The 12,328-nt window shown below is 67.3% G+C and carries 9 protein-coding genes and 1 pseudogene; 5 read left to right on the top strand and 5 right to left on the bottom strand.

Annotation, left to right across the window (positions count from 1 at the left end; all coding sequences use genetic code 11):
• Positions 1–2: 2 nt before the first annotated feature.
• On the bottom strand, positions 3–1,151 hold the full coding sequence (gene ispG / locus ACFE65_RS14430) for a flavodoxin-dependent (E)-4-hydroxy-3-methylbut-2-enyl-diphosphate synthase (protein ID WP_375383067.1): 1,149 nt from the start codon (positions 1,149–1,151) through the stop codon (positions 3–5).
• 158 nt (positions 1,152–1,309) lie between these two features.
• Between ispG and ACFE65_RS14425 the strand changes: the two genes are divergently transcribed.
• Positions 1,310–2,086 (top strand): SDR family NAD(P)-dependent oxidoreductase, encoded by a 777-nt coding sequence (locus tag ACFE65_RS14425; RefSeq protein WP_375383066.1) that lies wholly within the window; start codon positions 1,310–1,312, stop codon positions 2,084–2,086.
• A gap of 69 nt (positions 2,087–2,155) precedes the next feature.
• Positions 2,156–3,241, top strand: coding sequence for an ABC transporter ATP-binding protein (locus tag ACFE65_RS14420; RefSeq protein WP_375383065.1), 1,086 nt, complete (start codon positions 2,156–2,158; stop codon positions 3,239–3,241).
• Here ACFE65_RS14420 and ACFE65_RS14415 read toward each other — a convergent pair.
• Genes ACFE65_RS14415 through ACFE65_RS14405 form a run of 3 tightly spaced genes read right to left on the bottom strand, consistent with a single transcriptional unit; the run spans position 3,231 to position 6,195 of the window.
• On the bottom strand, positions 3,231–4,073 hold the full coding sequence (locus tag ACFE65_RS14415; protein ID WP_375383064.1) for a carbohydrate ABC transporter permease: 843 nt from the start codon (positions 4,071–4,073) through the stop codon (positions 3,231–3,233). The two genes, ACFE65_RS14420 and ACFE65_RS14415, sit on opposite strands and share 11 nt — an antisense overlap.
• Complete coding sequence (locus ACFE65_RS14410; RefSeq protein ID WP_375383063.1) at positions 4,064–4,945, bottom strand: carbohydrate ABC transporter permease; 882 nt, start codon at positions 4,943–4,945, stop codon at positions 4,064–4,066. Before ACFE65_RS14410 ends, ACFE65_RS14415 begins: the two co-directional genes overlap by 10 nt.
• On the bottom strand, positions 4,942–6,195 hold the full coding sequence (locus ACFE65_RS14405; protein WP_375383062.1) for an extracellular solute-binding protein: 1,254 nt from the start codon (positions 6,193–6,195) through the stop codon (positions 4,942–4,944). Before ACFE65_RS14405 ends, ACFE65_RS14410 begins: the two co-directional genes overlap by 4 nt.
• A gap of 215 nt (positions 6,196–6,410) precedes the next feature.
• On the opposite strand from ACFE65_RS14405, the gene ACFE65_RS14400 reads away from it, so the two are divergent.
• Positions 6,411–9,416 carry a TonB-dependent receptor plug domain-containing protein gene (locus tag ACFE65_RS14400; protein ID WP_375383061.1) on the top strand — a complete coding sequence of 1,002 codons (3,006 nt, stop codon included), beginning with the start codon at positions 6,411–6,413 and terminating at the stop codon, positions 9,414–9,416.
• Between the two features lie 70 nt (positions 9,417–9,486).
• Here the strand turns inward: ACFE65_RS14400 and ACFE65_RS14395 are convergent.
• Positions 9,487–9,670, bottom strand: a pseudogene (locus ACFE65_RS14395) (IS3 family transposase); the annotation flags it as partial.
• A 193-nt stretch (positions 9,671–9,863) separates the two neighbouring features.
• Between ACFE65_RS14395 and ACFE65_RS14390 the strand changes: the two are divergent.
• Both ACFE65_RS14390 and ACFE65_RS14385 read left to right on the top strand, forming a co-directional pair.
• Positions 9,864–10,904, top strand: coding sequence for an alpha/beta hydrolase fold domain-containing protein (locus tag ACFE65_RS14390; protein WP_375383060.1), 1,041 nt, complete (start codon positions 9,864–9,866; stop codon positions 10,902–10,904).
• A 197-nt stretch (positions 10,905–11,101) separates the two neighbouring features.
• Positions 11,102–12,298 carry a phytoene desaturase family protein gene (locus ACFE65_RS14385; protein WP_375383059.1) on the top strand — a complete coding sequence of 399 codons (1,197 nt, stop codon included), beginning with the start codon at positions 11,102–11,104 and terminating at the stop codon, positions 12,296–12,298.
• Positions 12,299–12,328: the final 30 nt, after the last annotated feature.

Genomic DNA, 12,328 nt, shown 5'->3' with positions numbered 1-12,328 from the left:
GCCTAGGCCGCCGCGAGCGCGCCCACCGCCAGTGTTTCCATCGCCTTCGCCTCTTCGGCCGCTTCGATCTCCGCCGCCTTGGCCTCCACCAGCCGGACGATATGATTGACCATGTCGGCATCCTCGACATGATGGTCGGTCACGCCGGACAGATACACCATGTGCCTGCCCGCGCCGCCGCCGGTGATGCCGATATCGGTCTCCCGCGCCTCGCCGGGGCCGTTGACGACGCAGCCCAGGACAGACAGCGACAGCGGCGTGCGGATATGCTGCAGCCGCTCCTCGAGCTTCTGCACGGTGCGGATCACGTCGAAGCCCTGGCGCGCGCACGACGGGCAGGAGACGACGCGCACGCCCCGATTGCGGATGCCGAGCGCCTTCAGCATCTCGAAGCCGACGCGCACCTCCTCCTCCGGCTCGGCGGAGAGCGACACGCGGATCGTGTCGCCGATCCCGAACCATAACAGGCTGCCGATGCCGATCGAGGACTTGACCGTCCCGCCGATCAGCCCGCCGGCCTCGGTGATCCCCAGGTGCAGCGGGCAATCCACCGCCTCGGCGAGCTGCTGGTAGGCGGCGACCGCCAGGAACAGGTCCGACGCCTTCACCGCCACCTTGAACTCGTGGAAGTCGTGGTCCTGCAACAGCTTGATGTGATCGAGCGCGCTCTCGACCAGCGCTTCGGGACACGGCTCGCCATATTTCTCCAGCAGGTCCTTCTCCAGGCTGCCGCCATTGACGCCGATCCGGATCGCGCAGCCGTTGGCCTTCGCCGCGTCCACCACTTCCTTGACGCGCGCCGCCGAGCCGATGTTGCCGGGGTTGATCCGCAGGCATGCGGCGCCCGCGTCCGCCGCTTCCAGCGCTCGCTTGTAGTGGAAATGGATGTCGGCAACGATCGGCACGCGCGCGGCGCGGACGATCTGCTTGAGCGCGGCGGTCGACTCGACGTCGGGGCAGCTCACGCGGATGATGTCGACGCCCGCGTCCTCGCACCGGCGGATCTGGTCGATCGTCGCGCGCGGGTCGCTGGTGGGCGTGTTGGTCATCGTCTGCACGGTGATCGGCGCATCGCCGCCGACGGGCACGTTGCCGACCATGATCTGACGGCTGGGACGGCGCACGATGTCGCGCCAGGGACGAAGGGACATGACGGTTCCTCTCGGGGTCGTCCGCCATATAGCGCAGGGCGGCACACGAACCTAGTGCAGGCAGAGACAGTGGCCGCCGCTGTTTTCACGCCTGCCGACGTCGGGCGAACTGTCTCGGGGCTGCTGCGTTGGAGCTGCCTGATGACGAGGACGCGATCATGAACATCGATCTGACCGGCCGGACCGCCTTGGTGACCGGCTCCACCGACGGCATCGGCTTCGCAGCGGCAAAAGGGCTGGCCGGTGCAGGCGCCAGCGTGATCGTCAACGGCCGCGGGCAGGACAAGGTCGATGCCGCCGTGGCGCGGATCGGTGGAACCGCGCGCGGCGTGGCTGCCGACCTCGTCGACGCTGCGGGCGCCCGGACCCTGTTCGCCGCCGTGCCGGATGCGGACATCGTCGTCAGCAACGCCGGCGTGTTCCAGCCCTCCGACTTCTTCGACACCGACGACGAGACGTGGGAGCGCCACTGGCAGGTCAACGTGATGGCCGGGGTTCGCCTGGCCCGTCACTATCTGCCCGGGATGGAGGGCAAGGGATGGGGCCGGTTCATCCTGATCGGCTCCGAATCGGCGTTCAACATCCCGGTCGAGATGATCCACTACGGCGTCAGCAAGACGGCCGACGTCGCGCTCGCGCGCGGGCTCGCCAAGCGGATGGCGAAAACCGGCGTGACGGTGAACGCGGTGCTGCCCGGCCCTACGCTGTCGGAGGGCGTCGCGGCGATGCTGAAGGACCGGTTGAAGCCCGGCCAGTCGCTGGAAGACGCCGGGGCGGAGTTCGTCAAGGCCAACCGGCCGAGCTCCATCATCGGTCGCGCCGCGTCGACGCAGGAGGTCGCGAACATGATCGTCTATGCCGCATCGCCGCAGGCCTCGGCCACGACGGGCGCGGCATTGAGGGTCGACGGCGGCGTCATCGACACGCTGATGTGAGCCGCGACATCGGTTGCGACGGCTCGGCGGCATCGTTGACGGGCGCGCGGCCCGGCCTAGAACCGCCTGATGAGCAGCGTCGTGGTCGAGGGCCTATCCAAGAGCTATGGCACGGCGAACGTGCTGCTGCCCATCGACCTGTCGATCGCCGAAGGGGAGTTCGTCGTGATCGTCGGGCCGTCTGGCTGCGGCAAGTCGACGCTGCTGCGCCTGATCGCGGGCCTGGAGACGCCGACGAGCGGTCGGGTGCTGATCGGTGCGCGGGACGTGACGGCGCTGGAGCCGGCCGAGCGCGACATCGCGATGGTGTTCCAGTCGTACGCGCTTTACCCGCACCTGACGGTGTCGGAGAACATCGCCTTCCCGCTGCGCATGGCGAAGCGCGACAGGCGCGAGATCGCGACCAAGGTCGGCGAGGTGGCCGAGCTGCTCGAACTCGGCGCGTTGCTGGACCGGCGGCCACGGGCGCTATCGGGCGGGCAGCGACAACGGGTGTCGATCGGCCGCGCGATCGTGCGGGACCCGGCGGTGCTGCTGCTCGACGAACCCCTGTCCAACCTCGACGCGAGCCTGCGCGTGAAGATGCGGCACGAGTTTGCGCGATTGCATCAGCGGCTCGGCGCGACGATGATCTATGTGACGCACGACCAGATCGAGGCGATGACGCTGGCGAACCGCATCGTCGTGATGTCGCATGGGCGAGTGGAACAGGTCGGCGAGCCGCTCGCGCTGTATCGAACGCCGGCGACGATCCGGGTGGCGGAGGCGATCGGATCGCCGGCGATGAACTTCATGCCCGTCAGGATCGTACACGCGGACGAGACGGGCGCGACCGTCGCGATGCCCGGCGGTGCCGAGTGCCGCGTCGGCGCCGATGCGCGTGCCGATGCGGTCGGCCTGGACGCGACGCTCGGCGTCCGGCCCGAGCATCTTCGCGCCGACGAAGCCGGGCCGTTCGGCGGCCGAGTGGAGCTGTTCGAGCGGCTGGGCCCGCTGTCCTTCGCGCATCTCGGCGGGAACGAGGGGAGCTTCGTCGCGCAACTGCCGAACGACCGGCACATCACGCTGGGCGAAGCGATCCGCTTTTCGGTCGACCCCGGCGATGCCCAGCTCTTCGCGGCAGGGGGCGGCGCCTACCCACGCGTCACCCCTTGATTCCGCCGCCGAGCACGCCGCTGAAATAATAGCGTTGCAGCGCCAGGAACAGCAGCAGCACCGGCGCGGTGGTGACCACGGCTCCCGCCATCATCAGCTCGACGTCGCCGCCATGCTCGCGGCTGATCGCCGCCAGCGCGACGGGAAGCGTGTAACGCTGCTGGTCGGTGATGACGATCAAGGGCCAGAGGAAGTCGCTCCAGCTCGCGAGGAAGGTGAACAGCGCCAACGTCACCGTCATCGGCGTCAGCAGCGGCAGCACGACGCGGGTGAAGATCCGCCATTCGCTGGCGCCGTCGACGCGGGCGGCGTCGAGCATCTCGTCCGGGATGGCGAGCGTCGCCTGGCGTACGAACAGGACGCCGTAGACACCGGCGATGCCCGGCGCGAGGACACCGGCATAACTGTTCACCAACCCGACCCATTTGAGCATCAGGAACAGCGGCAGCATCGCGACCTGCGTCGGCACGACCGCGAGCGCCAGCACCGCCTGGAGCAGCCGCGCCCGCCCCGTGAACCGCAGCTTCGCGAACGCGTAGCCGGCGGGTACGGTCAGCGCTAGGCCGAGTACGGTCGCCAGCGTCGCCAGAGCTGCGCTGTTCAGGAGCGCGGGCAGGATGTGGTAGTTGGTCGAGCCGCCGGGATGGTCGAACAGCAGCTCGCGATAATTGGCCAGCGTCGGGTGCCTGGGCCAGAAAGGCGGCGGAAAGATAGCGGCGGCGCCCTTCGCCATCAGCGACACGTTCACCATCCACACCAGCGGCGCGACCGTGGCGAACGCCAGCGCGGCGAGCGCCGCGCCCGGCAGCGCGGCCCGCAACCTTACAGCCATTCGTAGCGCCTTCCGAGCCGCGCCTGCACGGCGGTGAGCAGCAGGATCGCGACGAACAGCAGCACCGCCACCGCCGACGCCATGCCGAGGTTCCACCACGTGAACCCCTGATCGAACATGAAATACAGCACGGTGACGGTGCTCTGCGCCGGGCCGCCGTGCGTCATCACATAGGGCTCGGTGAAGACCTGGAGGAAGTTGGCGACGCTCAGCACCGCCGCGAGCAGCAGGGCGGGACCGATCGCCGGCAGCGTGACGTGGCGGAACCGCGCCCACGCGCCCGCTCCGTCGAGGCGCGCAGCCTCGTGCAGCTCGTCCGACACGGTCGCCAGCGCGGCGACGAAGACCAGCATGTTGTACCCGAACGCCTTCCAGACGATGAACAGCAATGTCGCCGGGATGCTCGTCCGCGGATCGCCCAGCCAGTCGACCGGCGCCACCCCGACCAGCGACAGCACATAGTTGAGCAGCCCCGTGCGCGTGTCGAGGACGTACCGCCACACCAGCGCGGTCGCGACCAGCGTCGTCACATAGGGCGCAAACAACAGTAGGCGCCACAACGGCTTCCACCGCACGGTCGCCGAGCTGACCAGCAGCGCCGCCAGCAGCGACGTCCCGATCGCCGCCGGAACGCCGATCGCGGCGAACAGCACCGTGTTGCCCACCGCGCGCCAGAACAGCGGCGTATGAAGCAGCTCGGCATAGTTCCCCGGACCGACGAAGCGGAGGTCGCGGAGGTGAGCGAGCGCATAGATGTCGAAATCCGTCAGGCTGAGCAGCAGCGCGCCGATGGTGGGCACGACCAGCACCAGCAGCGTTCCCAGCAGCACGGGCAGGGAGAAGGCCCATCCGGCACGCGCTTGGCGCGTCATGCGATCCGCCCGTGGTCGAGCAGCCAGCGGCGCTTTTCCAGGATGCGATCGACGCGCCTGTCCATCTCCGTCGTGGCGGCCTCCACCCCGAACTCGCCGCGCACCATGTGTTCGGCGACCAACTGCACTTCCGTCACGATCCGCTCCCATTCGGGGACCGCAGGCGGGGCGACGCTCTGCGCGATCTGCCGGGCGAACACGCCCGACACGGGATCGTGCGTCAGCGTCGCGCCGGCCCAGGCGCTCGGGCGCGTCGGAAGGTCGCCTGTGACCTCGTAGATGTGCTGCTGCATCGTCGTGTCGGACAGATAGGAAATCAGCCCCCACGCCAGCGCCGGATCGCGCGCGTGTCGGCTCACCGCCAGGCTCGTCCCGCGCGCCATCGCCCTCCCCGCCCCGGCCTGCCCCGGCGTCCGCGTCGCGCCCCAGATCGCAGGCGGCAGGATGTCTGCCCGGCGCCGGAGGTCGCCGATCGTCACATGGTCCGACGGCAGGATCGCGAACCAGCCGCGTCGGAACGCCAGATAGCAGTCGCCTACCTCGGCATAGGTCACCTTGGGTGCCCAGCCTTGGTCGTAGATCGACTTGTAGAAGGCCAGCGCCGCGCGAAAGCCGGCGGAGGAGAAATTACCCCTCGCGTTCCGGTCGCGCAGCAGCGGCTCGGGCTGCTGCGCGGCGAAGCCGAACAGGGGCTCGGGCCAGTCGAGCGGGTGGAGGGTCGCATAGCGGTCCGGATGCCGGCGGTTGATCGCCGCGGCCATGCGTTCCCACTCGGCCCACTCCATTGGCGGTGCGTCGTGGCCGACCTCGGCGAGCAGGTCGCGGCGATAGAATTGGATCCAGCTATCCGCCGACCAGGGCACCGCCATCGCCTGGCCTTCGACCATCACCGACGCGAGCGCGCCGGGGAACTGGTCGGCGAGGAGTGCCGAGCTTGCCGGAGGAGGTGCGAGCGCGCCGATCAACGCCAGCTCGGGCAACCATTCGCTTCTGACCATCATCACGTCGGGCAGCGAGTCTCCGGCGAAGCCAGTCAGCAATTTCTCGTGCGCGCCTGTCCAGGGCAGCGACTGGACGGCGACCTCGATCCCGGTCGCGCGTTCAAAAGCGGGAAGCAGGAGCGGCGCATTCTCGCCCGTTGCGCCGATCGCCCACCAGCTCAGTGCGGGTCCGCCACGCCCGCGCGAGCAGGCCGCCAGCGCGGCACCCGCCGCGAAGGTCAACGCCGTACGCCGGGAAACTAATGCCATGCAGGCTCGGCTGGACACGTTCTCGGCATCGGTCGCCGGATTGGTAGGCACATCGCCATGTCGTCCCAAGCGTCATGCCAAAGACCGAGATGATCCAGGTTACATGGCCGGTGGAAAGCGGTGGCGCGAACGCATCACCCACGCACGAAACCACATTCCAGGAGACGCCGGTTGTTGCGGATCGGCGCGCGCTTTGCTGCACGCCTGTCATGAAAATGAACAATAAGACATCGACTCTACCCCCCGCTTTGCGCCGGCGCCTGGCGATCGGTGCTGCGCTCCTGCTGCCTTGTGCCGCGGCGCACGCGCAAACGGCGCCGCCGCCCCAGCCCGCGCCGACACCGGGCAGCGGACAGGCCGATGCGGCTAAGGGAGCGGCCGATCCTCAGCAGCCCGCGACCGCCGAGGCGGCATCGCCGGCCGAGGCGAAGGTCGATGACGTCGTCGTCACCGGATCGCGGATCACGCGGCCCGAGTTCGCGGCGCCCAATCCGATCACGTCGCTCAACGCCGCCGCCATCCAGCAGTCCGGCAACACCAACATCACCAACTTCCTCGAGCGGGTGCCGGCGCTGACCGGCTCGCGGGACTCGACCCAGACGTCGGGCGGCAACGCCGTCTCGTCCAACCCGTTCGGCGCGGCGGGGCTGAACGAACTCAACCTCCGCAACCTCGGCGTCAACCGCACGCTGGTGCTGGTCGACGGCCGCCGTCATGTCGCGGGCGAGCCGAACAGCGCGGCGGTCGACATCAACAGCATCCCGACCGACCTGATCGAACGCGTCGACGTGCTGACCGGCGGCGCCTCGGCGGTCTATGGTGCCGACGGCGTGTCGGGCGTCGTCAATTTCATCCTGAAGCGCGATTTCGACGGGGTGTCGGCGCGCAGCCAGATCGGCATCTCGAGCCGCGGCGACGCGGGCAACCAGTTCGTGTCGGTGACGGCCGGCAAGAACTTCCTCGATGGCCACGCCAACCTTACGATCGCCTATGAGTACAACAAGGACGACCGGCTCGACAACGACGATCGCAGCTACCTGCGCAGCGGCGCACGCCAGTATCTGATCCCCAACGATGCGGCGGCGACGAACCCGAACGCGCCGCACAACGTGCTGGTCAGCGATCTGCGCTATCCGGGCGAGTCGCCGATCGGCGCGGTGGACGTCAACGGCGACGGCATTGCCGACTTCAACGGGCTGGGCCTGCCCTATAAATATGGCACCCCCGCCTCCTACTACTCGGTCGGCGGCGACGACACGCCGGTGGCGGGCTTCTATTCGGGCGACCTTGCGCCATCGATCGTCCGCAACGACGTCAATCTGCTTGGCCGTTTCGACGTGTCGGACGCGTTCAAGCTGTCGGCGGAGGGCAAATACGCCCAGACCCGCGCCACGACCTATGACTATTATATCGGCACGTTCGGCATACCGATCACGCTCGATAACCCGTTCGTCCCCACGACGATCCGGAACGCGGCGCTGGCGGCGGGGCAGACGTTCGTCACCGTCAACCGCGACAATCTCGATTACGGCCGCCACGGCGAAAGCGATCTGCGCCAGACCTATCGCGGCGTGCTCGACGCATCGGGCCGGATCAGCCCGCACGCCACCTATGACGCCTATTACGAATATGGCCGCACCGACGTCGCGATTACCAAGCTCAACGACCTGCTCGCCGCCAACTACTACGCCGCGATCGACGTGGTGACGAACCCCGCGACCGGGATGCCGATATGCCGGTCACGGGCGAGCGGCTGCGTTCCGGTCAACGTGTTCGGTCCCGGCCCGATCAGCCCGCAGGCGCTGAGCTATTTCCAGGTAAACGACACGAGCTTCGCGCGCATCACGCAACAGGTGGCCGACGCCTCGGTGAGCGGCGACTTCGGCGCGTTCTTCCGCCTGCCCGGTGGGCCGGTGCAATTCTCGTTCGGCGGCGAATACCGTCGGGAGACCAGCGCGTTCGATCCCAGCGCCGCGCTGCAGGGGAATGTCTTCGTCGCCTATACGGAGCCGACGGTGGTGGTACCGTCGGGCGGCAGCTTCGACGTGAAGGAGGCGTTCGGCGAGTTGAACGCGCCCATCTTCCAGGGCCAGCGTTTCGCCGAGACGCTGTCGATCGGCGCGGCCTATCGCTTCTCGCATTATTCGACGATCGGCGACACGACGACGTGGCAGTTCAACGGCGTCTACGCGCCGATCCGCGACATCAGCTTCCGCGGATCATACGGCAAGGCGGTGCGCGCGCCCAACATCGGCGAGCTGTTCCAGCCGGTGACCGGCGACTCCGCCTTCTTCCAGGATCCTTGCCAACCCGCCAGGATCGGTCTGGGAACCCAGTATCGCGCCGGTAACTGCAAGCTGCTGCTGGCGTCGGTCGGCGGCACGATCTCGGATGCGCTCCAGACCGTCAGCAACGTCAACGGCGTTAGCTCGGGCAATCCCAATCTCCAGGCCGAAGAGGCCACGACCTGGACCGCCGGCATGGTGCTCCGCCCCCGCTTCCTGCGAGGCCTGACAGCGTCGTTCGACTGGTATGACATCACGTTGAAGAACGCGATCAACACGCCCGATCCGTCGTCGCTCGCGGACCTGTGCGTCGACGTTCAGACCATCGACAACCCGTTCTGTCGCTCGATCACCCGTGCGACCGCGACGACCACCGTCAACGGCGTCACCACCGTCGCCGGCACCATCATCGGCTTCAAGGTACAGCCGCAGAACGTCGCCGCGTTCCGCACCGCGGGGCTCGACGTCAACGTCGACTATCTGCTGCGGACCTCGGGCGCGGGGACGTTCGACCTGAGGTTCGTCGGCGGCTACCTCAATCGACTGACGTTCATCGGCATTCCCGGCGCGCCGGTGACGGACAATCTCGACCAGCCGGGCCGGCCCAAGTTCAACGCCGACTTCTCGCCGACGTGGACGATCGCTGGCCTGACGCTCAGCTACAATCTGCGCTGGGCGGACGGCACACGCACCATCGACAAGCTGACCACCGACAACGATCCCAACTATGCCCCGGCCGCGCAGCTGCGCTACAGCGACCTTTGGCAGCACGACGTGCAGGTCGGCTACGAGGTGCGCAACGGCGTGTCGTTCTACGCCGGCGTGCTCAACCTGTCGGACCAGAAGCCCGATCCGGGCAACGCGATCAACCAGCCGATTTCGGCGGTCGGGCGCTATTTCTACACGGGCGTGAAGATCAGGACCGGCAGCAGGTAGCGCAACCTTTTCATGCTGGCCGGGCCGCAGGACTGCGACAAGCTCAGGACAGGCTTGCGCGGGATCTCGTGGCCTGCCGCAGCTCGCGGTTTCGCGTTCCAGTCCCTTGAGCTTGTCCGCCACCTCAAACGGCACGCCGGCACGCTTGCCGCTATCGACCTCCGCCTTCTTCAACCACTCGTGCAACACCTGCGGCACGCAGCCGCGCGCTCGCGAACCTCAGGCGCAAACTTGTTCGTCGTCTTGCTCGTCATCGCTCCACCTTCTTAGGGGCCGGAGCCTTCCGACAAACCCGGAGCGGTTCAGATGCCGCCGCAGCGACATTCGACGCAACGGTTCGTGCGCCGAAGCTGGAGCCGTCGTGAAGCGACAGCATCGCTTGCTTGCGTTCGTTCAAAGCGATGCGTTATGCTGGCTGAATTAGCAAAGCGGGGATGTTGACCAACCATGCGTGTTCCGGTTCTTACCCTGGCACTACCTCTCACGCTGGCTCTGGCGGGCTCCGCCGCGACCGGGACCGAGCCGTCGCTTCGCTTCCAGGTCCCCTCCACCGTATCGCCCGAGGCTGCGAAGGCCCTGGGCGCCATCTATGCTGTCTCCTCCAAACAACCGCCGGAAGTGAAGCCTGCGTCGGTCGAAGATTGGGATCGTTTGAGGGAAGCTCTGGACAAGCGGATGATCCCTGCGTCGAACGCCGTCGTCGCCAAATTGGGCGCGACCGTGCAGGACGACCAGATCGGTGGCGTTCCAGTCGTGCGCATCCGGCCTGCGAACTATACGCCGAGCGGTCGTACGCTTATCTACTTCCATGGGGGCGGCTACACGCGCTTTTCGGCGCATTCCCGTCTCGGACCGCCGGCGCTGGTCGCAGCCGCGACCGGCGATGAGGTGATCTCGGTCGATTACACCGTCGCTCCCCGGGGAAACTGGAAGATCGTCACCGATCAGGTCCTGTCGGTCTGGAAGGCACTTCTCGCCAAGGGGATCGCGCCTTCGAGCATCGGGCTGTTCGGTGATTCCGCCGGCGGCGGGATCGCGGCCGGGTCGGTGTTCAAGATGCGCGATCTCGGGCTCCCCTTGCCCGGCGCGTTGTACCTGATGTCGCCGTCCTGCGACGTCACGCAAGCGGGCGACAGCTATCAGACGCTTTCGAGCGTCGATCCCGTGCTCGATCGCGAAAGCTCCGCCTGGGGCGCGGCCGCCTACGCCGATCCGCAGGACCAGAAGAATCCTTATGTGTCGGCGGTCTACGGCGACTATACGAAGGCCTATCCGCCGACCCTGATCCAGGGCGGCACGCGCGAAATGCTCCTGAGCAACTACGTACGCGAGTATCAGGCGATCCGTGGCGGCGGTCATGAGGCGGTGCTCGATATCTACGAAGGCGTCCCTCACGTCTTTCAGGGTTCCATCCCGAACACGCCGGAGGCACGCACCGCCATCGCCAGGGCGGCGGCGTTCTTCAAACTTCACCTGACGGCTCGGTAGGACGGTGAACGGGTGACGGGATCGAGGCTCTGTGGTTCGCGTGGTCGAGGAAGCCGGTTAAAAGGGGCCGGTTTGACGTAGCCACTGCGGCTGGACATCGTTAATGCTCAAGGACAGCGCGGCGGGTACCCATCCGCGCGAACCAACAAGCACGGACGGGCCTAGCCATAATGAACACGCCGACGCGCCGGGATCTCGTGAAGACTGCCGCTATCGCTCCGATCACGTTGGCAGGACTGGTCCGGGGCGCGGATGCCGCGGAGCCGTCTCGCGCATCAACGCGCCGCATCGCGTCCGAGCGCTTCGATTACGTGGTCGCGGGCGCGGGGCACAACAGCCTCATCTGCGCGGCGTATCTCAGCAAGGCAGGATATCGCGTGGTGGTCCTCGAAGGCCAGGCGGTCATCGGCGGCGGCTGCAAGACCAGCGAGATATTGCTGCCGGGCTATAAGGAGGATTGGTGCTCCTCCACCCACGGCATCATCGCCAACAATCCACTCGTGACGCGCAACGAACTGCATCTTGATCATTACGGCTATGAGATCCTGCATCCCGAGGTGGTGATCCATTTCTTGTTCGCGGATGGGGCATCGTTCACCGTCTATCTGAACGACGTGGAGCGCACCGCCGCGACGATCGCGACGGTGTCGAAGACGGATGCGGAGACGTTCCGGCATCTGGCGGCGCTGCGGGCGGCCGCCGCGCCGAAAGCCCCGGACGGACCGGCGAAGACGCAGGCGCAGGCTTACCTCGCGACGCTGGGAACGATGAGCGGCTATGCCGCGGCGCGGCAGGTGTGGCGTAGCCCGCAGATGCAGGCGGCGGCGCTATCCGGCGGCCGCTTTTCCGGGCCGTCGGGTGCCGAGCTCGGTACCGGGCTGCAGGCGCTCTCGATGCTCGCGCATGTCGGTGGCCGTCCGCTGCCGCGGGGCGGCTCGGGCATGCTCTCGGTCGCGCTCGGCCGGCTGATCGAGGCCGGCAACGGCGTCGTGCTGACGAACATGCCGGTGACGGGACTCGTAATCGAGAACGGCAAGTGCAAGGGCGTCGAATGCGCGGACGGCAGCCGGTTCCTCGCCGGGACCGGCGTGGTCTCGACCATTCACCCCCGACAATTGCTGACCATGGCACCGCGCGCATTGTGGGGAGACGCCCTCGTGCAGCAGGTGGCGTTGATGCAGCCGGAACTGGCGATGTTCGCGTTCCATTATGCGTTGACCGAGCCGCCCCGATACAATCTCGCGTCCGGCGGCTCGATGAGCAGCCCGGAGGCGGCGGTGATGGACGATCCGGCCAGCATCTTCGTGCCCAACCTCGATGCTGCGCGCGGCGAGCTGCACACGGACGATTATCCGCTCCAGGTCTGCCATCTGTTGATTTCCACTGAGAGCTGACCCGGAGAAGGCATAGATTTCCACCGAGAA

This window comes from uncultured Sphingomonas sp. (genome assembly GCF_964237335.1).
Lineage (GTDB): Bacteria > Pseudomonadota > Alphaproteobacteria > Sphingomonadales > Sphingomonadaceae > Sphingomonas.
This window is presented reverse-complemented; position numbering and strand designations above follow the sequence as displayed.